The sequence below is a fragment of the Bradyrhizobium sp. 195 genome, assembly GCF_023101665.1.
GTDB lineage: Bacteria > Pseudomonadota > Alphaproteobacteria > Rhizobiales > Xanthobacteraceae > Bradyrhizobium.
In genome coordinates, this window is the sequence record NZ_CP082161.1 from 5,231,166 (window position 1) to 5,253,230 (window position 22,065).

The following is a 22,065-nucleotide window of genomic DNA, read 5'->3' on the forward strand; positions in this document are numbered from 1 at the left end:
TCGTCAGTCGTTCTCGTAGCCGTAGACTTCCGGCAGGATGAAGATCGCGGCGAGCAATCCGATCAGCGGGAAAATCGCGACCATCAGCGTGGCATTCGCCTGCCCGATCGCGGCGAACACCGTCGGGAACAGGAAGATCGCCAGGAACGACGGCAGCTTCACGAACATGTAGGCGAAGCCGCTGGCGGTGCCGCGATATTTCGGCTTGGCGACCATGGTCGGGATCGTCATGCAGTTTGACGCGTCCCAATAATGGCCCCACAGCATCGCGGCGGCCGCGAACGGCAGCAGGATCTTGTTGTCGGTGTAGAGCGCGAAGGCCGCGACCAGCAGCGCGGCCAGCACGATCGAGAAGCCCGCGATCGAGATGCCGCGGTGGCCGATCTTCGGCGTCAGCAGCGGACCGACCCAGCCCGACAGGGCGGCGAAGGAGAACAGCGCCATCGTCACCAGATTGATGCCGAGCACGCTCGACACGCCGACCATCACGAACAGCACCGGCAGATAGAACGCGAAGGTCGAGAATTCGCTGGCTTGCGCGAAGCAGGCGATCCAGCCGTACACCGTGGCGCGCCAGCGGATCGGATCCTTCCTGAGGTCGGCGAGGAAGGCGCGGGTCGAGACCTTCGGCACCTCGACGTCCCGGTCCGGCAGCATCGCGAGATCGTCGTTGAACATCTCGCGCGCGACCTGCTTGGCCTCCCGGTAGCGTCCCTTCTGCACCAGCCAGACGGCAGTCTCAGGCACGTCGTGGCGCATGATCAGAATGATCAGCGCCGGCAACGCGCCGAGACCGAGCGTCACGCGCCAGAGCATCTCGTGCTGCATGTCGATCAGCAGGAAGATCACGATGACGCCGATGGTGAGGACTTCGCCGACCGCGAACATGAACTGCCAGCGATTGCCCATGACCTCGCGCTCGCCTTTGGCCATGGATTCCATGATGTAGGTGTAGCCGGTCGAGATGTCCGAGCCGAGCGGAATGCCGAGCAGAAAGCGGATCACGATCAGCCAGGTGACATTAGGCACGAAGGCCTGCGCCAGCGCCAGCACGATGAACAGCACCATCGTCGCCAGGAACATGACGCGGCGGCCGATCTTGTCGGAGAGCCAGCCGCCCAGCAGTGCGCCAATCAGCGCGCCGCCCTGCGTGCCGGCGGCGGCCAGACCCAGCATCAGCGGATCGGGATTGTACTGCTCCTTGATGAAGATCAGCACGAAGGCGATCGAATAGAGGTCCCAGGCTTCGACCAGGATCGAGGCCATCATCAGCCAGCCGACCTTGTTGCCCTTGGGGCTGTAGTTCGTGATGAGGTAGCGGACCGCGGCTTCGCTCGCGGTCGGTTGTGGCATCGCCATCGTTGACATGTCTGGTCCTCTTTTCAAAATTTTTACGCGCCGAGCAGCGGCTCGATGCTGCAATCGAGCAGGCGCGGGTCGATTCCCACCTCCATGCCCGTGAACATCTCGCCCATGTAGTCGATCAGCGCATCGCTCGCCTTCACGGCGTCATCGACGCGGCGGTTGGCCACCGCGTTGAGAATGGCGAGATGATGATCGATCGTGCCTGACAGATCGGCCTGCCCCGGCATGAAGCGGTGGTGGATGTAGCCGATACGCCGGTACAGCGTGTGCAGCGGCCGCAGCGTGTGCACCAGGAACGGTTCGCCGGCCGCCTCCAGCACCAGCGCGTCGATGCGGCGATCGATGCTGTTGAATTCGTCGAGCGTCAGGCTGGCGCGGCGCTCGCGCAGGAGGCGCTCGATGTGCAGTGCCTGATTGCGATGCGAAAGGCTGGCGCGATCGGCCGCGAGGCGGATCACGAAGCGCTCCATGTCGCGGCGCAAGGCCAGCAGCATGCGTTCGCGCGCCAGATCGATCGGCGCGATGTGCAGCCCGTGGCGCGGACGGATGATGATGAGCGTGTCGGCGGAGAGACGATTGACTGCGTGGTGCACCGGCGTACGGCCGAAGCCGGTCATCTCCTGCAATTCCAGCATGGTCATGAACTGACCGGGCTTGAGCTCGCAATGGACCAGGAGCTCCTCGATCTTCTGATAGGCCAGCTCGAAGAAGTTGAGGCGGTTGCGCCGGGAGGGCCTGCCCTCGCCGTCGTGATCGCTTCTCACCACCTCGAGCGTGCGCTTGCGCCGTGCCATGTCGTCCTCCCGTCAGCCCGCGTTCTCGCCTCGCTTGGCGACGCCTTGTTTGTGATATCCTTAAAACATGTTGTGATATATTACAAGCGGGCGTAGAACGGCCTCAGGTCCCGCCGGTAATGGCGGCGCAGAAATGACAAACAAAGCGGGCGCTATGGACCCGACGGGAGGATTGTTGCCGTGAAGATCACGTCGATCGAAACCCTGCGCACCGAGGAGTTCTCCAACGTCATCTGGGTGCGTGTCCATACCGACGCTGGCGTGATCGGGCTCGGTGAGACCTTCTATGGCGCGGGCGCGGTCGAAGCGCAGATCCACGACACCTTTGCCGGCCGCCTGCTCGGCCGCAATCCCCTGCACATCGAGGCCATCCACCGCGACATGCTGAACCTGCCGATGGCGCAGTCATCCACCGGCGTGGAATATCGCGCGGCCTCCGCGATCGACATCGCGCTGTGGGACCTGTTCGGCAAGGTCTGCGGCCAGCCGGTGCACCAGATGCTCGGCGGCCTCTGCCGCGACAAGCAGCGCATCTACAACACCTGCGCCGGCACGCAATATGTCCGCTCGACCAATATCAGCCCGGTCGCGAACTGGAATCTCGGCGCCAACAAGGGGCCTTACGAGGATCTCGACGGCTTCATGAACCGTGCCGACGCCCTCGCCGAGAGCCTCTTGGAAAGCGGCATCTCCGCGATGAAGATCTGGCCGTTCGATCCGGCGGCGCAGGAGAACAAGGGCCTCTACATCACCGCCGCGCAGATGAAGCAGGCGATCGAGCCGTTCGAGAAGATCCGCAAGGCGGTCGGTGACAAGATGGAGATCATGGTCGAGCTTCATTCGCTGTGGAATCTGCCGACCGCCAAGCAGATCGCGCGCGCGATCGAGCCCTACAAGCCGACCTGGTACGAGGACCCGATCCGGATGAACTCGCCGCAGGCGCTCGCCGAATATGCGCGCTCGACCGACGTCTGGGTCTGCGCCAGCGAGACGCTGGGCTCGCGCTTCCCCTACAAGGACATGCTCGACCGCGACGCCATGCACGTGGTGATGGCCGATCTGTGCTGGACCGGCGGTCTCACCGAAGGGCGCAAGATCGCCGCGATGGCCGAGACCTATCACCGCCCCTTCGCGCCGCACGATTGCATCGGCCCGATCGGCTTCATCGCCGCCATCCACATGTCGTTCAGCCAGCCCAACACGCTGATCCAGGAATCGGTGCGCGCCTTCTACAAAGGCTGGTACAACGAGCTCGTCACGACGATGCCCGTGATCAAGGACGGCTATGTCTTCCCGATGGAGGGCCCCGGCCTTGGCGTCGACCTCCTGCCCGCCGTCTTCGACCGCACCGATCTGATCGTGCGCCGCTCCAACTCTTAAGGATTCTTGCGATGAGCACGTCCCTCTTCGATCTCTCCGGCCGCACCGCGCTCGTGACCGGCTCCTCCCGCGGGCTCGGCCGCGCCATCGCCGAGGGCATGGCCAAGGCAGGCGCCAGGATCATCGTCAACGGCGTCGACCCTGAGCGAGTCGAGCAGGCTGTCGGCGAGTTTCGTGCCGCCGGCCATCAGGCCGAAGGCGCCGCCTTCAACGTCACCGACGAGCCCGCGATCGTCGCCGCCTTCAACGAGTTCGACAAACAAGGCATTGCCGTCGACATCGTCGTCAACAATGCCGGCATCCAGCACCGCAAGCCGCTGGTGGAGTTCACCACCGACGAGTGGCGCAAGGTGATCGAGACCAACCTGACCAGCGCCTTCGTGATCGGCCGCGAGGCGGCCAAGCGCATGATCCCGCGCAAGCACGGCAAGATCATCAATATCGGCTCGCTCGGCAGCGAGCTCGCCCGCCCCACCATCGCGCCCTACACCGCGGCCAAGGGCGGCATCAAGAACCTGACCCGCTCGATGGCGGTGGAATGGGCCCAGCACGGCATCCAGGCCAATGCGATCGGCCCCGGCTACATGCTGACCGACATGAACGAGGCGCTGGTCAACAACACCGATTTCAACAATTGGCTGATGGGCCGCATTCCCTCCAAGCGCTGGGGCAAGCCGGACGAGCTGGTGGGCGCGGCGATCTTCCTCGCCTCGGACGCCTCCACTTACGTCAACGGCCAGATCATCTATGTCGATGGCGGCATGATCGCCGCGATGTAACCCGCGAAACAGGGAACGAGACCATGCGCGCCGTCGTCATCCACGCCCCGAAAGACCTGCGGATCGACCTCCATCCCGATCCGGCGCCCGGCCCGGGCGAGGTCCGTGTCAAGATCGCCAATGGCGGCATCTGCGGCTCCGACCTGCACTACTACCATCACGGCGGTTTCGGCGTCGTGCGCATCCAGCAGCCGATGGCGCTGGGGCACGAGATCGCCGGCGTGGTCGCCGCCGTCGGTGACGGCGTCACCAGCGTGACGGCAGGCACACGCGTTGCGGTCAATCCGAGCAAGCCGTGCGGCCAGTGCCTGCATTGCCAGGAGGGCATGCGCAACCAGTGCCTCGACATGCGCTTCCTCGGCAGCGCGATGCGCTTTCCCCATGTGCAAGGCGGTTTCCGTGAATTCATCACCGTCGACGCCACGCAGGCGGTGCCGATCGCGGACAAGCTCTCGCTGGCAGAAGCCGCGGTCGCCGAACCGCTCGCGGTGTGCCTGCATGCCGGCAAGCAGGCCGGCCCGCTGCTCGGCAAGCGCGTGCTGATCACCGGCTGCGGCCCGATCGGCGCGCTGATGATTTTGGTCGCGCGCTTTGGCGGCGCGGCCGAGATCGTGGTGACGGATGTCGCCGACGCACCGCTCGCGGTCGCCAAAAAGCTCGGTGCCAGTCACGCCATCAACGTCGCGACTGAGGCCGCCGCGCTCGATCCCTGGCGCGCCGGCAAGGGCGTGTTCGACACGCTGTTCGAAGCCTCAGGCAACCAGGCTGCGCTGCGCACCGCGCTCGACGTGCTGCGCCCTGGCGCGACCCTCGTTCAGCTCGGCCTCGGCGGCGAGATGACGCTGCCGATCAATTCCATCGTCGCCAAGGAATTGCAGCTCCGCGGCACCTTCCGGTTCGATCCCGAGTTCGAGCTTGCGGTGCGCCTGATGGGCGAAGGCCTGATCGACGTCAAGCCGCTGATCACGGCCACCATGCCATTCGAGAACGCGGTCGCCGCCTTCGAGCTCGCCAGCGACCGCTCGCAATCGATGAAGGTGCAGCTTACTTTTTAGCCGCGTCGGCGGCCTGCTGGCTCTCGATCAGCCGGTCGCTGACCAGCCGCACGGCGCCCCGTTTCCACGAATAGTCCGCGCCGAGGCGCAGGCCGCTGTCGCCACGCGCCAGCACCGCGCCGGTGCCGGCGTCGCGCACCTGGAAGCCGAGCGTATATTCGGTGCGGCTGACCCGTCGCACCACGCCGATCAGCGATTGATCCGCGCCCAGCTTCTGCGCCATCGCCGCCTCGCACCCGCCGCAGTCGCGTAAAGCGCCCGCCTTTGCCGCCTCGCCGCTGCCAACGTCGACGATGCGGTAGCGCCCGGATTGGCCGAGGACGTCGCGCACGCCGCCAGTGACCTCGGCCAGGTACGAGGCGTCTGAAGCGGCTAAGGTGCCTCCCGAGGCGGCGGTCATGTCCTCGAGCTCGAAATCGAACACGGCAAGCGCGACCGGCGCAGGCTGCGCGAGCGCCGCGATGACCTCGCGGGCGAGGAACGCCTCGGCGCGGTCCCAGGCTTCGTCGTTGTCGCCGCGGAAGGTGTAGAGCTTCTCGAACAGGACCTTCCTAGCGCCGGTATCGATCACGGCAACCCGCGCCCATTGCACCAGCGTGCTGGTCTTCTGGACGCCGCCGACGACCTTGAATTTCGCATCGGCTTGTCCGGCGGGCGTGAGCTGATAGCGCCTGTCCGCCCCGACATCCCGCCGCAGCGCGGCCATGAACGCGGCCAGCCGCTTCTCGTGGGCGGCGGTCTGGTCGACCGGCTCGCCGGACGTATCCAGATATTGGAAATCCTCGATCGACACGCCGGCCGGCGCTGCCGCCTCTGGGCCCGCGTCGGCAGGCCGGACACCCACGAGGACAGCGAGGAGCAAAGCAGGAAGGATCAACCGGAAGAGGTGCATGAGCGGGCCTCGCAGCAGGAAGCGGTTCGCAAATCTCGGCGGCCAGCCCGCGCCCCTGCAACGGCGGCCCTCCCGGCGAGCGCCGGGAAAATTTCACGGCGCTGCACTGCGGCAGAGCGTAGCGCTTTCCGCAGCTGGCGTTCTGCCGTTTAATACGGCTGCGACAACCCGTTCGCGCTAGGTGCCTTCGATGTGGAACCGCCCGAGATTCGATCTCAAGGTCCGTCTGACGTTGCGCGTGGCTGCCATCACGGCCGCCTGCTTCGCGGCAATCTCCGCTTATTTCCTAATCGCGGCCGACCGCGCGGTGCACGCGCGCATCGACGGCATCGCCGCGATTGTGGCGAAATCGCTGGAGCTGCAGCAAGGCAAGATCCAGTGGGCGGCCGGCCCGCGCGATTTTCCCAACCTCGACCCCGTCGCGGCCTATGTGATGACGCCCGGCCTGTGTCTGGCCTTCCGCGGCGCGAGCGGCGAGATGCTGCAGCGGTTCTGCAGCGGTGCGCCTGCCCCGGCGAACCCGCCCCCGCAGGCTTTCGCGGCCTTCTATCGCAGCCTGTTCGATCCCGGCCGCGAAGCGGCACGGCCCGTGATCGTGCGCGGGGCCAAGCTCGGCGAGACCGTGGTTTCGGTCGATCCGGCCGTGCAGACGGCGGAGGCGTGGCACGAGGCCGGCCGCCTAATGATTGCGCTTGCAATCGCGCTGCCGCTGTTGTGCCTGCTGGTCTATGCTGCGCTGGCGCGCGCGCTGCGCCCGACCCGCCTGATCTGCACTGGTCTCGAGCGGATCGCGGCCAACGACCTCACGGCGCGGCTGCCGCCGTTCGATCTCGCCGAGCTCTCCGCGATCCGCGACGGCTTCAACCATCTCGCCGAAAGCCTCGACAATGCGCTGGCCGAACGCAGCGAGCTGACGCGGAAGCTGATCGCGCTGCAGGACGACGAGCGCCGCCATCTCGCCCGCGAGCTGCATGACGAGTTCGGCCAGTCGCTGGCCGCGATCCGCGCGCTGGCCTCGTCCGCCCGCCAGACCGCCGCGCAGGACTGCCCGGCTTTGCTCGGCGAATGCGACGGTATCGCGCGGACCGCGACCGGCATGATGGAGACGCTGCGCGGCGCGCTGTTCCGGCTTCGCCCGCCCGACGTCGAGGAGCTCGGGCTCGTTGCAAGCCTGGAAGGCCTCGTCGCTGGCTGGAACGGGCGCAGCCGCGGCGAGACGCGCTTTTCGATCCATTTCGACGGCGCGTTCGAAACCCTGCCCGCGGCGATCAGCGCCAACCTCTACCGCATCGTGCAGGAGGCGCTCACCAACGCCGCCAAGCATGCCGGCGCGACCAAGGTCGACCTGCATTTGACGATGGCGGAAAACGAGATTGCGCTTGCCATCGACGACGACGGCCGGCCGAGCGATGCCTCGGGCAAATCCGGCATGGGACTGCTCGGCATGCGCGAGCGCGTTGCGGCCCTGCGCGGCCGGATGAACTTTGAAGTCGGCCCCAACGGCGGCTCGGCGCTGCGCGTCGTCATTCCGCTCGCCGCCGCCGACCGGCAGGCGCTGGAGCATGCGGCATGAGCGCGGCGGATGCGTCCATCCTGCTGGTCGACGACCATTCCGTCGTCCGCGAGGGCTATCGCTCCGTGCTCCAGAAGCAGCCGGGCCTGCGCGTCATCGCTGAAGCGGCCGACGGCGCGGAGGCCTATCGTCTGTACAAATCAGAGGCGCCCGATCTCGTCATCATGGACCTCAGCATGCCCGGCATCGGCGGCATCGAGGCCGTCAGGCGGATCAGGCAGTGGGACAAGGGCGCAAAGATTCTCATCTTCACCATGCACCAGAATGCGGGCTTCGCCGTGCAGGCGATCCGCGCCGGCGCCAGGGGTTACGTCACCAAGACCAGCCCGCCCGAAACGCTGGTGCGCGCCGTGATGGACGTGCTCGCCGGCAAGATCGCGATCAGCCCCGACATCGACCACGAGCTGGCATTGAGCCGGCTCGGCGGCGAAAGCTCGGCTGCCGACGTCCTCACCGCGCGCGAGTTCGAGGTGCTGCGGCTGCTGCTCGCGGAGAAGACGACCGACGAAATCGCCGAGACGCTCCACGTCAGCCCGAAGACGGTGGCGAACCTGCATTCCCTGATCAAGGACAAGCTCGGCGTAGGCTCCGACATCGAGCTGGTCCGCCTGGCGCTCCGCCAGGGACTGTTGACGCAGCTCGATCTCGGCGAGGCCTGATCGCTCAGGCCAGATAACGCGTGAGATAGCCTTCCATGGCATAGAGCGCGCAGAGCGCCAGGCTCGACCACACCGCGGCGCTGAAATACAGAAACATCCAGGTCAGCTCGCCCTTCCAGTGCGCGATGTCGTGGGTCACCACCCAGCGCGTCGAGACGTCATGCAGGCCTTCGAGGAAGCCGAGGAACCTATTGCCTTCGACGTGCCCTGCCCGCCAGCGGCTGAGATACATCGGCACGTCGACGGTGACGAGGAAGGCGAGGAAGCAGGCGATGCCGACGATGCCGGCGGTCAGCGCCCAGCGCACCGGGCCCTGGAATTCCGGCATCAGGCGGCAGAGTGCGATGCCCGCCAGGAAGAAGGTCACCGCCCACAGCGAGTTCTCGATCGCGTTGTAGAGGAAGTTGGTCGTCACCACCGCGTACCAGGAGAAGCATTCCGCGATGATGATGATCGGCACGATCACGAGCGCGATGTTCACGACCGTCTCGGCGCCTGTCATCTTGCCGAGCTGGTGCAGGATGATGGCCCATTGCGCGACGAAGCAGAGCTCGGCCACGGTCGCGACCGTTCGGCCGACGACGACGCTCGAGAGCCATGTGTCGAACAGGCAGATGCGCTGCACGTCCGCGCGCGGCAGGATCGAGCGGAACGCGCAGCCGAACACATAGCCGGCGCACAATAGGAACATCAGCCCGATGTCCGAGCCGCCACCGAGGCTACCCAAAGGCGTCGGGTAGAACTCGCGGTACAGCATGAACCAGACCAGGATGTTGGCGCCGCTCACGAGCGTGAGGGACCCCCACCACCACGCGAGGGGATTCGACCGCGCCTGCCACTGCAACATGAACCGCTCCAAGAATTATCAATCTGACATGCCGACGTAATAATCCTGTCACAGGACGGCATGCAATCACGACAAAAATCTGTGTGTTCGGTCGGTCGAGCGCGTGCTTCAGCGAAACCTCGGCGTCGCCCTGCCGTCCACATATTGGACATTTTGCGCACAATTGACGAATTTATTGGACATTCGAAGTCTCTCCGTCCGATAGTTAGAAATGCCCCGGACCGATTCCGCCAAACCTCGACATCCACTTTCCTCCGCCGCGGCGGTGCTGGCGGAGAGTGTCGATGACGCCGCCTTCGCCACGACGCTGGCAAAGGGGCTCGTGGTGCTCGAGGCGTTCAAGGCCGGCAGCCCGCTGCTGGGCAACATGGAGCTGTCGACGCTCACCGGAATTCCGCGTCCGACGGTCGCGCGGCTGACCCACACGCTGGCCGAGCTCGGCTATCTCCGCTACGACGCCGAGCGGGCCAAGTACCGCGTCGGCGCGCGGGCGCTGCGGATCGCGCATCCTCTGCTGGCCGGAATGCAATTCCGCCAAGTGGCGCGGCCGATGATGCAGGAGCTGGCGCTCAGCGTCCGCGGCACGGTCTCGATCGGCCTGCTCGACGCCACCTCGATGATCTATGTCGAGACCGCGCGCTCCGGCGATGTCGGGCCGCACGCGCCCGACATCGGCATGCCGATTCCCGTGGTGATGACCGCGATGGGACGCGCCGCGGCGGCGACTTTGCCGCCGGGCGATGCGGACCGGCTCGAACGGAACATCGCCGCCGAAGACGCCGAGCTATGGTCGGCCTTTCGTGACAAATACCGCGCCGGGATCGCGCAAGGAAAAAGCCGCGGCTTCTGCACCTGCTGGGGCGAATACATGGCCTCGATCCATGCGGTCGCCGCGCCGCTGTTTCACGCCAGCGAATCCAAGCAGACGTTCTCGATCAATTGCGGCATCCCCGCGTTCCGGCTCCAGCCGGGGCAGCTGGAGAGCGAGATCGGACCGCGAATCGCGGCGCTCGCCGACAGCATCCGCGCCATCGTCGGGCAGGCTGAGCTCATGCCACCGCGCAAAACCAGGAAAATCACAAGCGCCGGGACATGACATGGCTGGACCGCTCGAGGGACTGAAGGTTCTCGATATCGCGACGATCATCGCAGCGCCCTTTGCCGCAACACTGCTGGCCGACTACGGCGCGGACGTGCTCAAGATCGAGATGCCCGGGCATGGCGACGGCGTGCGGGCGTTTCCGCCGTTCAAGGACGGCAAGCCGCTGTGGTGGAAGGCGGCCAACCGCAACAAGAAGTTTGCCACGCTCGATCTGCGCACGCCGGATGGTCTTGCGCTGTTCAAGCAGCTGCTTCCGCGCTTCGACGTGCTGGTCGAGAATTTCCGTCCGGGGACACTCGATCGATGGGGGCTGTCGAAGGAGGTGCTGTGGTCGATCCAGCCGCGCCTCGTGATTCTGCGCGCCACCGCCTTCGGGCAGGATGGCCCCTATCGCGAGCGGCCCGGCTTTGCCCGCATCTTCGAGGCCATGGGCGGGCTCACCTACATCACCGGGGAGAGCGACGGCGAGCCGACCCATCCAGGATACCCGATCGGGGATTCGATCGGCGGACTGTTCGGCGCCGTCGGCGCGCTCGCGGCGCTGTGGAAGCGGGCGCGCGACCCGAATGCGCCTGGCGAGGAGATCGATCTTTCGCTGACAGAGGCCACCTTCCGCCTGCTCGACGTCCTCGCCATCGAGCACGATCAGCTCGGCGCCATTCGCAGCCGGATCGGCAATGCCAACGGCTATTCGGCGCCGGCCGCCGTGTTTCGCACCAGCGACGATCACTGGGTGACGCTCGCGGGTTCGACCAATGCGCTGTTTGCGGCAAACTGCCGGGCGATCGAGCGGCCCGACCTGATCGACGATCCGCGCTTTGCCACCAACGACCGGCGCGTCAAGCATGCCGCCGAGCTCAACGACATTTTCGCCAACTGGTGCGCCGCCCATCCCCTCGACGAGGTGCTCGCCAGATTCAACGCCGCGCAAGGCACGCTCGCCCCGTCTATTCGATCGACCAGATCGCGGACGACCCGCAAATGCAAGCGCGCGAAGTCATCACGCGCGTCCCTGACAGGGATTTCGGCACTGTCGCCATGACCAACGTCGTTCCGCGCTTCACCGTCGATCCCACGCGAATGCGTCACGCCGCAGGTGATGTCGGTCAGGACAATCGCGAAGTCTATTGCGATTGGCTCAGCCTTTCAGAGGACGAGATTGAACGGCTCACCCAGCGAAAGGTGATCTGAACGTAACAAGAAGACTGACAACAAAAGGGAGGAAGAAGATCGTGGCATCACTCGAAGTCACGCGACGAACCCTGCTGGGCACAATCGCAGGCGGCCTGGTCGCCGGCTCGGGCCTGACGGCACGCGCCGAGGATGCCTGGCCCTTGCGGATGGTGCGGCTGATCTCGCCCTACGGGCCCGGCGGCTCCAACGACATCTCCTTGCGCCTGCTGGCCGAGGAATTCGGCCGCAGTCTCCGTCAGCAATTCATCGTCGAGAACAAGCCGGGTGCCGGCACCCGCATCGCCAACGACATGGTCGCGCATGCACCGGGCGACGGCTACACCCTTCTTTACGTCGCGGCCCCCTACGCCACCGCCGAGGCGCTGTTCGGCAAGCTGACCTATGACCGCAAGGATCTGCAGCCGGTGGCAATGGCGGTGGTCGCGCCGCTGTTTCTCATCATCAGCGCCGACGCGCCGTTCAAGACGCTTCCCGAACTGATCGCCCACGGCGAGTCGAAACCGGAGGGGCTGACCTTCGCGTCACCCGGCGCCGGCTCGCAGCCACACCTTGCCGGCGAGCTTCTGTTTCGCGACGCTGGCGTCAAGGGTCTCAACATCCCGTTCCGGGGCGATGCCGCCTCCTATACCGAGCTGCTCGCCGGCCGCGTCGATGCCACGTTGACGGCGTTGCCGACCGCCCTGCCCTACATCCAGAGCGGCAAGTTCATCGTGCTCGGCGTCGCCTCGCCCGAGCGCAGCGCACTCTACCCGCAGGCGCCGACCCTGCGCGAGCAGGGCTTTCCCAACGTGGCTGCTGCCGGCTGGTACGGATTCATGGCGCCCTCGCCGACGCCGCGCGCGGTCGTCGACAAGCTCCAGGCCGAAGTTCTACGCGCGCTGGCAGAACCTGCGATCAACGACAAGCTGACTGCTCAGGGCCTCGAAGTGCGCGCCGGCAATGCGGCCGAGTTCGGCCAGTTCATAGACGCCGAGACGCAGAAATGGACCAAGCTGATCCGCGACGCCGGTCTCAAGGGCGAATGACCGTTAGCGAACAGGGAATGAAAATGAAGAACCGTCTTCTCGATCGCGTCGCGGTCACGGCGCTCACCCGGTGATGTCGATCGCACAGGCACATGCGCTTGGCGACATCGTGACGTACGAGGCCAGGGAATGAGGCGGCGCGAGGCTGGTTCGCGTGCGGCGATCAACGCCCTTCCGCACGACGGCCGCCGCTGCTGATGACGTCGTCGCTCTCCGCGACGTGGCGCTGATATAGGGAGATGGCGCGATTGGCCATGCGGATTCGGTTCGTCTCTCCCTGCTCGACCATAACGGTGATCCGCTGCGCCAGGAACACGCAGGCCTGGAATTCGTCGCGGATGCCGCCGGTGCGGGCGAGAAAGTCCCAGGCGATCTCGTAAGCCTGCTCCGCGGCGGGATTGCGATAGTCGCTGAAGATAATGTGCGTCATCACTGGCAAAGCCGGAGCGCGACGATCGTTCCTACCGGGCGGGCGGGCACGGCCGGGGCTGAAGGCCTGAAACGCCACCGGCCGACCTGGCGCGCCGATGGTTCGATCCTGGCAAAGAAGGCGAATAATTACGCCGCCTGGCGCTGCTGCGACAGAAACTCCATCGTCACCTTCCCGACATTGCAATCGATCAAGGCGGCCATGCGTTGCTCCTCCTTCAACGATGTCTCCAGCGGTGCCTTGGCCTCCGGCACCGATCCCGAACGATGTTCCGCACTTGGGACCCGAAACTAACCTGCGATAGCGCCGCCTAGCACCTTGGCCGACACAGCCCCTTCCCATCAACGCGTGCAGGAACGGTTGGCGGCGGGCGTGATTGGTCCAGCATGAACATCGAGGAGAAACAACATGCGTAAGACAATTCTGACAATCTTAACAGCCGCGATGCTGGCCGGTGCTTCGGTCGGCGCAGCGATCGCACAAGGCGCCGGTGGCGGTGCGGGCGGTGGCGCTGGCGGTGCTGGTGGCGCCGGCGGCGGTGCGGGAGGTGCAGGCGCTGGAGCGGGCGCAGGCGCCGGTGCGGGCGGTAGCGGTGCTGGCTCAGGAAGCGCCGGAGACGGCTCCGGCTCCGGCAGTGGCGGAATCACCCATACGGAACGCGGCGGACAAGGCGCTTCCAGCGCTCCAGGCATGCGCAACGAGACCACTCCGCGGTCCAACGGCACGACACCACGGCGTTAATTGCGCCGTCGATCGCGCTTCGGCAATCGAACTTTGACGGTGCGCGCGTGAACGGTCCCGGCTTGTCCTCAGCCGGGACCGCATTTGTCCTCACCGATTCATGCCCGCCACATAGGCTGCAAGCTTGTCCAGCGTCTGGTAGCCGTATTCGACTGCGCCGAAACCGATCATGCCGTCACGCTGCTCGGCGCTCGAGGCCAGCTGGCGCATCATCAGCACGGTCTTGCCATTGCTCTGCTCGGCAAAGGTGACGGTGAAGCGGAACATGCCGGGATCCTCGTCCTGGTCGAGACCATGATCCATCTCCAACAGGTGCGGCCGCTCGATACGGCGGAAGCGCATGCGGTTTGGATAGACCGTGCCGTCGGGGCCGATCATGTTGAAGCGCCAGACGCCGCCGACCCGCACGTCGATCTCGAAGGTCTCGACCTTGAACCCCTTCGGCCCGAACCATTGCGGCAGATGTTTCGGGTCGGACCACGCCTCGAACACCAGATCGCGCGGCGCGTCGATCACGCGCGACATCACGATCTCGCGGTCGAGTGACCATTGCGACAGAGCGGGATTGGCAGAATTCGTCATCACTCAGAACCTTTCTTCTTTGTTGTGCGGGACGGCCGCTTGGCGGCCGCCCTCTCCTTCTCTTTCTTGAGCTTCATCACGTAGGCTTCGAACCGGTCGAGCCGCGCCTCCCAGATCGCGCGTTGCCGCTGGAACCAGTCCTCCGCACCGAGGAGCGCATCCGGGCTGAGGCGGCAGGTGCGCACGCGGCCGGATTTCTCCGACAGAACCAGCCCGCTCGTCTCCAGCACATGGATGTGCTTCATGAAGCTCGGCAGCGCCATGTCAAAGGGATCGGCGAGCTCGCCGACCGACGCCTCCCCCGCGCAGAGCCGCATCACGATCGCCCGCCGCGTGGGATCGGCGAGCGCGGAGAAGACTTGGTCGAGGGCGGATAATTGGTTAGCCATGAAGCTAACTATAGACCCACCATGGTCCCGTGTCAATAATTGTTAGCCACTTAGCTAAGTTTAAATTGTCGCTCCGCAGCCCGGATGCAGTGAAGCAAAATCCGGAACCTTCGTGCTCGAGGCAAAGAATCCCGGATTACGCTCGCTCCATCCGGGCTACGAACTGCATCCGTCAGACGGAACCGACAACGCGCAATCGTGAATTGGGACGCTCGCCTCTTCGCGCTAAGAAGACCCCGGGGGCGCATCACACATGCGTCAGAGCCGTGCCAGCCGTTGTCACTTCATCGCACCTCACCCGGCGCGCGCTCTCCCGGGCAGCGCTCATTCCACTCGCCATCGCGCTTCGCCCGCGCCGCGCCTCGGCGGATTCCGACATGATCGCGCAGATGCGCGACATCGTTGCGAACGAGCTGACGCCGACCGCGACGCCGGACCATGCAGGGGGCCTGGCTGCCGCGCTCTATGCCGGACGCCATGTCGAGTTCTTCAGCTATGGTCTTGCCGACGATGTCACGAAGCGGCCGGTGACGCCGGACACGCTGTTCAACCTCGCGTCATTGCGAAAACCGTTCGAGGCGGCTCTCGTCGCGCTCGGCGTGCTGCGCGGCGAGCTGCGGCTCGACGACCGCCTGCCGAAATACCTGCCCGAACTGGACGGCACCTATATCCGCAACGTTACCGTTGGCCAGTTGGTCACGCATAGCTCGGGGCTGTTGCTGCCGACCGACCATCCGCCCTGGCCGAACGAGCAGTACACGCGCGAGCGGTTCATCGCCATGCTGAACGCCTTCGCGCCGGCGCCCGGCATTGCGCCCGGCCGGCAGCGCATCTACACCCATGCCGGCTACGTGGTGCTTCAGCTCGTGCTCGAGCGCTGCTACGGCAAGCCGATCCACGCGCTGATCCAGCACCGCATTCTCCGGCCCCTCGCCATGGAAGCCACCTTCATCCCCGAGCGCGGCGCAGACAATCGCGCCGTCATGGACGAGGCCTGGATGCAGCGCGTGGTCCAGGGCTATTCCGACCAGGGCGTGGCGATCGGCCCAATCGGCAGCCAGCAGAGCTATTTCGACTTTCCCGGCACGGGCCAGATGTTCTCCTCCGCCCGGGATCTTGCCGCTTTCGCAGCGGCCTGCGTCGACGGCCGGGCGATCGATCCGCATTTGCGCGAGGCGCTGCGGATGACGCAGCGTGAGGTCGTCCGCGTCGACGAGAAATTCGGACAGGCCATGGCCTGGGAGACCGTGCATCTCCCTGATGCCACCGTCGTCGACAAGCCGGGCGGCCTCAACAACGCCTCGGGCTATATCGGCCTGGTGCCGTCGCGGCGGATCGCCATCGTCATGTTCGCCAATCGCGGCGAGTATCCGCACGAGATCGCCCGCTACAAGATATTGCCGGCACTGGCGCGGCTGCTGGCATCGCACGCCGGCTGAGCCTTAAAACAGAAAGCCCCGGCCGAGCCGGGGCTTTCCACACCAGGATGGGACCGGGATGGATCAATACCTGGCGACGACGGGTCCGCCGAACTTGTAGTTCACACCGACGCGCACGATGTTCGACCTGAGATCGACCGAATGGGTGAAGGTCTGGGCCGGCAACGCCACACCAACGTTGAAATTGTTGCTGGTCATGCTGCTGCGGCCGAGATCGACATAGAGATATTCGGCCTTCAACGACCAGCCGTTGCCAACGGCGTATTCACCGCCGAGACCTGCCGTCCAGCCGACGCGGGTGTCGCGGATCGCTCCGGACTCGGTCGCGCCTGCAAAGGTGTCCGTGAAGCTGAAATTGCCCTTCACCTCGGCGATGGCGGCACCGCCGGTGGCGTAGATCAGCCAGCTCGGTGTCGCGAGGAAGCCGATGCGGCCACGAATGGTGGCGAGCCAATCGGCCGAGACCGACGAATTGACGGTGAAGGTGGTCGGCGCGCAGCAGGGATACAATGCCGTGCTGCTCGCGCTGCCCTTGAAGCCGAAATAGTTGATGTCGCCCTCGAGGCCGAGCACGGCGTTGTTGACCTGCCAGTTGTAGCCGGCGGTGAAGCCGCCGGTCACGCCGGAGCTGTTGATGTGCTGGGCGCCGACCGATCCGATGGCGGTCACGCTCGAATCCGCGAAATAGGCGGCCACCGGAAACAACGTGGTGGTGGCGGGGTTCGCGCTGCCCCACTGCCCGCCGACATTGCCGCCGACGTAGAAGCCGGTCCAGTTATAGGCCGGCGCCATCACCGGCGCCTTGGTGTAATGCGCCGCGAGGTCAGCCGCCTGAACGGATGCGGTCCCCAGGACAACCGAAGCGATCGCCAGCAAAAACTTGTTCATTCCAGTCTCCTTGCCCCACGCGATTGACCTCGCGTTTCGAATGCGCGCGGCTAAAAGGCAACCGGCGCAGTGAGGGCATAGGGCGTGCGCCGCTGCTCGTCTTGGGCTGCGGCGAAGTTCATAAGGACTGTGACGTAGTGTGAGCCTCAGATCGTGCGAACGGATGACGGGTGTGGCCGGAGAGCCACGCATCAACCACCACTGGCGGCGCGCAGCGCAACGCCGGTGTCGCATCACGACAAGACCACCAGGGCGCGATTCGGCTCTGGGCCTCAGACCGAGCGCGTCAGCCCGCCGTCGACGCGGATGTTCTGGCCGGTGATGTAAGCCGCGCCGTCGGAGGCCAGGAACGAGATCGTCGCCGCGACCTCCTCGACCTTGCCGTAGCGCTTCATCGGCACGGTGTCGCGGCGCGCATCCAGCTGCGGCAGGCTGTCGATCCAGCCCGGCAAAACGTTGTTCATGCGGATGTTGTCGGCGGCATGGGTGTCGGTGAAGATCTTGGTGAAGGCGGCAAGGCCGGCGCGGAACACCGCCGAGGTCGGGAACATCGCGCTGGGCTCGAACGCCCAGGCGGTCGAGATGTTGATGATGGCGCCACCCTTTTGCACCTGCATGATCGGCGTCACCAGCCGCGTCGGACGGATCACGTTCAGCAGATACGTGTCGAGGCCGGTGTGCCACTGCTCGTCGGTGATCTCGGTGATCGGCGCGCGCGGCCCGTGGCCAGCGCTGTTGACGAGGACGTCGATCCGTCCCCACTTCGCGAGAGTGCCGTCGACGAGACGCTTCAGGTCGTCGTTCTCCTTGTTCGAGCCGGTGACGCCGAGCCCGCCGAGTTCGGCGGCCAGCGCCTCGCCCTTGCCGGAAGACGACAGGATCGCGACGCGAAACCCGTCCGCCGCCAGCCGCCGCGCAGCCCCTGCCCCCATGCCGCTGCCGCCGGCGGTAACGAGCGCAACCTTCTCTGCTGCCATGACCGATCATCCCTTGAGTTGAGGCGAGCCACAGGCTCGGCCTATCATGAGGCCTTCTACAGCCAGACCTGCCGGCAGGTCCATGGTCGAAGGACGCTACCTCATGAGCAATGCGAGATGAGTGATTTGCAGATCCGCAATTTGCGCCCCGGGGAGATCTCTCTCGCCACCGACTGGGCCGCGGCCGAGGGCTGGAATCCGGGCCTCAGCGATGCCGCCTGCTTCGCGGTTCCCGACGCGCAAGGCTTCTTCGTCGGCGAGATCGATGGCGAACCGGTCGCGACCGTTTCCTGCGTCAACTACGACGACCGCTTCGCCTTCCTCGGCTTCTATATCGTGCGCGCAGACGTGCGCGGCTCTGGCCACGGCCTGCGCATCTGGAATGCGGCGATCGCGCATGCGGGCGCGCGCGTGATCGGGCTCGACGGCGTCGTGGCGCAGCAGGACAATTACAGGAAATCCGGCTTCCAGCTCGCTTACGCCAACATCCGCTATGGCGGCATCGCCGCCGCGCCCGTGGAGCCGCCGGTCGATGTCGTTGCGCTCGACAAAATCCCGTTTGCAAATGTGGAGACCGACGATGCCACCGTTTTCCCGGCCCGGCGCAGCGCCTTCCTGCGCGCCTGGATCAACACGTCGGGCCATGCTGGACGCGCGCTCGTGCGCGACGGCAGGCTCGCCGCATGGGGCGTGATCCGGCCGTGCCGGACCGGCCACAAGATCGGCCCGCTCGTCGCCGACGACCGCGCGGCGGCGGAGACGATCGTGCAGGCCCTGCTTGCGAGCGCCGATATCGGCGAAGTCTTCCTCGACGTCCCCGCCTTCAATCGCGAGGCGATCGCGCTCGCGGAGGCGCTCGGGCTCAAGCCGGTGTTCGAGACCGCGCGGATGTACACGGGGCCGATTGCGCCGCTGCACATCGACCGCGTCTTCGGCGTGACCAGCTTTGAGCTAGGTTAGAGCGCAGCTCAATAGCAGCGCATGATGTTGACGGTGTGCTCGCTGCCGCCGCGGCCGGGCACCGTCACCTGCTCCGTCGGGCAGCTCGGCACATAGGGCCGGTCGGACGGCACGACGTTCGGCGGGAAGCGATGCGTCCAGTCCCAGGGAACGTCGTAGGTGTAGGTGTAGCGCACGTCGGTGGACACCGGCTGCCCGGCATCGACGAAGGGCTGGCTGTAGCCGGCGCCGTCGTAGAAGAACCCGCCGCCGCCCGGCCAGTAGACCCAGGGATTATTCCGCCGATGGAACCGGCCTCCCGGCCCGATCGGCGCACGCGCCATTGCGCCGGACGGCGCAGCCGTCACCCCATGCGGCGCGGCGCCGCCGGGTCTGGCAAAACTGTCATTGGCGGGAAGGAGCAGCACGGCTGTGTAGAGCGAGGCGAGCAAGGCCCCATGCATTCTATACGTCATGATACGCACCAACTCGTTTGGCTTAAGCGATTGCGGCTCCCCGCAGCCACGCTAGGCCGGGCCGTCGCCCACCCGCAAACGTATAATTAATTATTGGTTAAGGCACGGGATTAACCGCGGAACAACTGCGGCAAGTCGACCGAAATTCTCCGCTGATCGACACTTCGTTCCGCGAAAAGCCCCTCATAACCAGTTGATCGGAGTTGATCGCGGGCGGCCAACAGGTCCGGAACGCTCCCGCACTGCAACCGTTGGCTCCCGACACAAGCAAGGAGCATCTCGAATGCAGAACAAGTCAAAACTCCTCTGCCTGATCACGGCATCACTCGTCGCCGGCACTGCGGCTGCCTCGGCGCAGGGCTACGACTGGAATGGTCCGCGCGTGGGTTGGGACCGCACCGCGTCCCCTTACGAGCCGGTTCAGCCGCGTGCGTACTATCCTGATGTCGCGGGACCTTACGGCGCAATCAACGGCAGCAACCATCCGACCCCGAGCTCGACACAGGGCGACGTCGGCCCTGGTGGCAACAACAACGGCACGCTGACCGGCGGCTATCGCTGGTAGGGCGCCCGACGTGAGGCCCACCGTCCACATCGGACGGTGGGCCTTCGTGCGTCAACGGCCCTGCTGCTTGCGCAGCCAGTCGAGCATGTCCTGCGGCGTTCCAGTGCCTTCTCCAGTACCTTGCGTCACGATCGCGGTGTTGCCGCCGCTGCGGCGATAGACCGTCGTGCGCCCGGGTTCCTTCTCGATCTTGACCTCGGCCTGCGCCGGATCGCCGCTCTGAGTGATCACCGACGTGCCGTTTTCGTCCTGGACCACCGTGCTGTAACCGTCGCCGGCGCCGGCCGGCGCCGCCGCAATCACGCTCATGAGTCCTATTCCGGATGCGAGCAGGAGCAACCTCATGTCACACCTCCATCATCGGCTGAACTGAAAGATCGCCAGCCAGTTGAAACGCCCGAACTGCCTTACGGCTCCCGAATTCATGTCTCCGATCTGGAGCAGGAGCGCGTTGGTTGGAATTGCCGATCTGGGTGATATCGGCGGTGTTGCTCACACCGGACTGACCGATGATCGCATTGGTGGTGCCGCCCACCTGGATCACGTTGGCATAGTTGCGCGTGCCAGCGGCGAGCTCGCTCGCCTGTTACGGGCCGGTCTGGACGATCGTCGAGGCGTTGACCGTGCCAAATTGCGCCACCGTGCCCGCGTTCATCGCGCCGAGCTGGGATATCAGGCTGGTCGCCGACTGACCGGTCTGACCGACGAACGCGAGATTGTTCGCTCCCGTCTGCCCGATCGATGCGGAAGTCGTCCCGCCGAATTGCAGAACGCCCGTGGCATTGTTGGTGCCGTTCTGCGTCACGGTCGCACTGGTACTGCCGCCGATCATGAACACGCCCGCCATGTTGAGCTGACTGTTCTGATTGAGCACGACGGGCGGGCCGCCGACCGAGACGATGGTCTTGATGTCGGCGGTCTGGGCACCGGCCGACCCGGCGCCGACCGAGCACAAAGCGAGCATGATGGCGCCCGCGCATCCCAAATGATGTTTCATGACATGCCTCGCCACTTCGGATCTGCTCACGGAGCCTGCTGGATGATCGTCGAGCCGTTCAGGATTCCGAGCTGTCCGACGCCGGCCGTGTTGTTGGCACCGATCTGGCCGATCAGGCTCGAATTGATGCCACCGACCTGGCCGGCCAGCGCGGTGTTGGATGCAGTCGCGGTGGTGCCGCCCTGCCCGATCACCGAATTGTTGACGGTCAGGAGCGAGCCCGTCTGCAAGGTGGTCGCGGTATTGGTGGCGCCGAACTGCAGCGTCGTGGCGCTGTTGCTGGTGCCGCCGCTCTGCGAAATGAACGAAGTGTTGGTCGTTCCGAACTGCAGCACGCTGGCGCTGTTGCCGGCCTGTGCATCGGCGGCCGTCAGCGCACCGAACGCTGCAACCGTTGCAATGAAATAGGTGATCCGCATGTCAATTCCTCCGCGAGAATAAGCGAGCCATCGCAATTGATCGGCCGGCCGGTTGCGGTGCATTCGAGGATGGCGCGGACGCACCGCAACTGGATGCGTCCGGCCAAACGGTTGCGTGGTTCAGTGCGCCGTCTGCGAGACGGTGCTGCCGTTGATGCCGAACACGCTGAGCTGGCCGACGCTGGCGGCGTTGTTCTGCAGCGCGGGCGGCCCGAACGAGTTCTGGGTGATCGAGCTGCCGTTGTTGCCGAACGCGACCTGACCGGTGGTTGCCGTGTTCTGCACGCCGACCTGGTTCACCGTGCTGCCGTTGTTGAGCGAGGCGGAGCTGGTGCCCTGCATCGTGGTCGCAGTGTTCACGATGCCGAGCTGGCTGGTCGAGGAAGTGTCGTTGGTGAGTCCCTGCTGCGAAACGCTCGAGCCGTTCACGAGTCCGACCTGCACCGTGGTCGAGGTGTTGGCGGCCTGCGCGGCGGAGGACAGGGCGAACAATGCAACGGAAGCAAAAAGAAATTTACGCATGGAGTATCCCTTTCTGGCCAAGTTGTCTGAGTGGCT

26 protein-coding genes and 1 pseudogene are annotated in these 22,065 nt (G+C 65.4%); 12 read left to right on the plus strand and 15 right to left on the minus strand.

The features are described from left to right. Window positions 1-3: 3 nt before the first annotated feature. Both IVB26_RS24330 and IVB26_RS24335 read right to left on the minus strand, forming a co-directional pair. The gene (locus IVB26_RS24330; protein ID WP_247967740.1) at window positions 4-1,368 is read right to left on the minus strand and encodes an MFS transporter; all 1,365 of its coding nucleotides are present in this window, start codon (window positions 1,366-1,368) and stop codon (window positions 4-6) included. A 23-nt stretch (window positions 1,369-1,391) separates the two neighbouring features. After that, window positions 1,392-2,159 (minus strand): GntR family transcriptional regulator, encoded by a 768-nt coding sequence (locus IVB26_RS24335; RefSeq protein ID WP_247967741.1) that lies wholly within the window; start codon window positions 2,157-2,159, stop codon window positions 1,392-1,394. 180 nt (window positions 2,160-2,339) lie between these two features. Between IVB26_RS24335 and IVB26_RS24340 the strand changes: the two genes are divergently transcribed. The 3 genes from IVB26_RS24340 to IVB26_RS24350 are packed head-to-tail and all read left to right on the plus strand — an operon-like array spanning window position 2,340 to window position 5,373. Then, a complete protein-coding gene (locus IVB26_RS24340; RefSeq protein ID WP_247967742.1) occupies window positions 2,340-3,539 on the plus strand; it encodes a mandelate racemase/muconate lactonizing enzyme family protein in 1,200 nt (399 codons plus the stop codon). An 11-nt stretch (window positions 3,540-3,550) separates the two neighbouring features. Further along, window positions 3,551-4,318 carry an SDR family oxidoreductase gene (locus tag IVB26_RS24345; protein WP_247967743.1) on the plus strand — a complete coding sequence of 256 codons (768 nt, stop codon included), beginning with the start codon at window positions 3,551-3,553 and terminating at the stop codon, window positions 4,316-4,318. Window positions 4,319-4,341: 23 nt separating this feature from the next. Further along, complete coding sequence (locus tag IVB26_RS24350) at window positions 4,342-5,373, plus strand: L-idonate 5-dehydrogenase (RefSeq protein ID WP_247967744.1); 1,032 nt, start codon at window positions 4,342-4,344, stop codon at window positions 5,371-5,373. Here IVB26_RS24350 and IVB26_RS24355 read toward each other — a convergent pair. Continuing rightward, on the minus strand, window positions 5,363-6,265 hold the full coding sequence (locus tag IVB26_RS24355) for a DUF3280 domain-containing protein (protein ID WP_247967745.1): 903 nt from the start codon (window positions 6,263-6,265) through the stop codon (window positions 5,363-5,365). The genes IVB26_RS24350 and IVB26_RS24355 overlap by 11 nt on opposite strands. 190 nt (window positions 6,266-6,455) lie before the next feature. Here IVB26_RS24355 and IVB26_RS24360 point away from each other — a divergent pair, with 190 nt between their 5' ends. Continuing rightward, window positions 6,456-7,838 (plus strand): sensor histidine kinase, encoded by a 1,383-nt coding sequence (locus IVB26_RS24360; protein ID WP_247967746.1) that lies wholly within the window; start codon window positions 6,456-6,458, stop codon window positions 7,836-7,838. Then, window positions 7,835-8,497: a response regulator gene (locus tag IVB26_RS24365; protein ID WP_247315120.1), complete on the plus strand. Its 663-nt coding sequence runs from the start codon at window positions 7,835-7,837 to the stop codon at window positions 8,495-8,497. Before IVB26_RS24360 ends, IVB26_RS24365 begins: the two co-directional genes overlap by 4 nt. A gap of 4 nt (window positions 8,498-8,501) precedes the next feature. Here the strand turns inward: IVB26_RS24365 and IVB26_RS24370 are convergent, their stop codons facing one another. Then, complete coding sequence (locus IVB26_RS24370; RefSeq protein WP_247967747.1) at window positions 8,502-9,344, minus strand: hypothetical protein; 843 nt, start codon at window positions 9,342-9,344, stop codon at window positions 8,502-8,504. A gap of 211 nt (window positions 9,345-9,555) precedes the next feature. Between IVB26_RS24370 and IVB26_RS24375 the strand changes: the two genes are divergently transcribed. From IVB26_RS24375 to IVB26_RS24385, 3 genes and pseudogenes are all read left to right on the plus strand, one after another. Next, complete coding sequence (locus IVB26_RS24375; RefSeq protein WP_247967748.1) at window positions 9,556-10,440, plus strand: IclR family transcriptional regulator; 885 nt, start codon at window positions 9,556-9,558, stop codon at window positions 10,438-10,440. Window position 10,441: 1 nt separating this feature from the next. Continuing rightward, window positions 10,442-11,637: pseudogene (locus tag IVB26_RS24380) on the plus strand (CaiB/BaiF CoA transferase family protein). A gap of 41 nt (window positions 11,638-11,678) precedes the next feature. After that, complete coding sequence (locus IVB26_RS24385) at window positions 11,679-12,665, plus strand: Bug family tripartite tricarboxylate transporter substrate binding protein (RefSeq protein WP_247967749.1); 987 nt, start codon at window positions 11,679-11,681, stop codon at window positions 12,663-12,665. A 163-nt stretch (window positions 12,666-12,828) separates the two neighbouring features. On the opposite strand, the gene IVB26_RS24390 is transcribed toward IVB26_RS24385, so the two are convergent. Continuing rightward, window positions 12,829-13,095 carry a hypothetical protein gene (locus IVB26_RS24390; RefSeq protein ID WP_247967750.1) on the minus strand — a complete coding sequence of 89 codons (267 nt, stop codon included), beginning with the start codon at window positions 13,093-13,095 and terminating at the stop codon, window positions 12,829-12,831. 408 nt (window positions 13,096-13,503) lie between these two features. Here IVB26_RS24390 and IVB26_RS24395 point away from each other — a divergent pair, with 408 nt between their 5' ends. Continuing rightward, on the plus strand, window positions 13,504-13,836 hold the full coding sequence (locus tag IVB26_RS24395; RefSeq protein WP_247967751.1) for a hypothetical protein: 333 nt from the start codon (window positions 13,504-13,506) through the stop codon (window positions 13,834-13,836). Between the two features lie 90 nt (window positions 13,837-13,926). Here the strand turns inward: IVB26_RS24395 and IVB26_RS24400 are convergent, their stop codons facing one another. Together IVB26_RS24400 and IVB26_RS24405 are read right to left on the minus strand one after the other, a co-directional pair. Beyond that, on the minus strand, window positions 13,927-14,418 hold the full coding sequence (locus IVB26_RS24400) for an SRPBCC family protein (protein ID WP_247967752.1): 492 nt from the start codon (window positions 14,416-14,418) through the stop codon (window positions 13,927-13,929). Continuing rightward, window positions 14,418-14,807 carry an ArsR/SmtB family transcription factor gene (locus tag IVB26_RS24405; RefSeq protein ID WP_247967753.1) on the minus strand — a complete coding sequence of 130 codons (390 nt, stop codon included), beginning with the start codon at window positions 14,805-14,807 and terminating at the stop codon, window positions 14,418-14,420. The genes IVB26_RS24400 and IVB26_RS24405 overlap by 1 nt, the downstream gene beginning before the upstream one ends. Before the next feature lie 266 nt (window positions 14,808-15,073). Here IVB26_RS24405 and IVB26_RS24410 point away from each other — a divergent pair, with 266 nt between their 5' ends. Beyond that, entirely contained in the window at window positions 15,074-16,246 is a 1,173-nt protein-coding gene (locus IVB26_RS24410; RefSeq protein ID WP_458309286.1) for a serine hydrolase, read from the plus strand. A 63-nt stretch (window positions 16,247-16,309) separates the two neighbouring features. On the opposite strand, the gene IVB26_RS24415 is transcribed toward IVB26_RS24410, so the two are convergent. Both IVB26_RS24415 and IVB26_RS24420 read right to left on the minus strand, forming a co-directional pair. Continuing rightward, window positions 16,310-17,134: an outer membrane protein gene (locus IVB26_RS24415; protein ID WP_247967754.1), complete on the minus strand. Its 825-nt coding sequence runs from the start codon at window positions 17,132-17,134 to the stop codon at window positions 16,310-16,312. Window positions 17,135-17,406: 272 nt separating this feature from the next. Further along, window positions 17,407-18,111, minus strand: coding sequence for an SDR family oxidoreductase (locus IVB26_RS24420; protein ID WP_247967755.1), 705 nt, complete (start codon window positions 18,109-18,111; stop codon window positions 17,407-17,409). 117 nt (window positions 18,112-18,228) lie between these two features. On the opposite strand from IVB26_RS24420, the gene IVB26_RS24425 reads away from it, so the two are divergent. Then, complete coding sequence (locus IVB26_RS24425; protein WP_247967756.1) at window positions 18,229-19,071, plus strand: GNAT family N-acetyltransferase; 843 nt, start codon at window positions 18,229-18,231, stop codon at window positions 19,069-19,071. A gap of 8 nt (window positions 19,072-19,079) precedes the next feature. Here IVB26_RS24425 and IVB26_RS24430 read toward each other — a convergent pair whose 3' ends face one another. Beyond that, complete coding sequence (locus IVB26_RS24430) at window positions 19,080-19,526, minus strand: hypothetical protein (protein ID WP_247967757.1); 447 nt, start codon at window positions 19,524-19,526, stop codon at window positions 19,080-19,082. A gap of 283 nt (window positions 19,527-19,809) precedes the next feature. Here IVB26_RS24430 and IVB26_RS24435 point away from each other — a divergent pair, with 283 nt between their 5' ends. After that, window positions 19,810-20,091: a hypothetical protein gene (locus IVB26_RS24435; protein ID WP_247967758.1), complete on the plus strand. Its 282-nt coding sequence runs from the start codon at window positions 19,810-19,812 to the stop codon at window positions 20,089-20,091. Between the two features lie 51 nt (window positions 20,092-20,142). Here IVB26_RS24435 and IVB26_RS24440 read toward each other — a convergent pair whose 3' ends face one another. From IVB26_RS24440 to IVB26_RS24460, 5 genes are all read right to left on the minus strand, one after another. Further along, window positions 20,143-20,436, minus strand: a complete 294-nt coding sequence (locus IVB26_RS24440) for a hypothetical protein (protein ID WP_247967759.1) — start codon at window positions 20,434-20,436, stop codon at window positions 20,143-20,145. A gap of 1 nt (window position 20,437) precedes the next feature. Next, complete coding sequence (locus tag IVB26_RS24445) at window positions 20,438-20,626, minus strand: hypothetical protein (RefSeq protein ID WP_247967760.1); 189 nt, start codon at window positions 20,624-20,626, stop codon at window positions 20,438-20,440. 51 nt (window positions 20,627-20,677) lie between these two features. Further along, on the minus strand, window positions 20,678-21,088 hold the full coding sequence (locus IVB26_RS24450; protein WP_247967761.1) for a curlin: 411 nt from the start codon (window positions 21,086-21,088) through the stop codon (window positions 20,678-20,680). A gap of 26 nt (window positions 21,089-21,114) precedes the next feature. Further along, complete coding sequence (locus tag IVB26_RS24455) at window positions 21,115-21,507, minus strand: curlin (RefSeq protein WP_247967762.1); 393 nt, start codon at window positions 21,505-21,507, stop codon at window positions 21,115-21,117. Window positions 21,508-21,627: 120 nt separating this feature from the next. Further along, a complete protein-coding gene (locus IVB26_RS24460; RefSeq protein WP_247967763.1) occupies window positions 21,628-22,029 on the minus strand; it encodes a curlin subunit CsgB in 402 nt (133 codons plus the stop codon). Window positions 22,030-22,065: the final 36 nt, after the last annotated feature.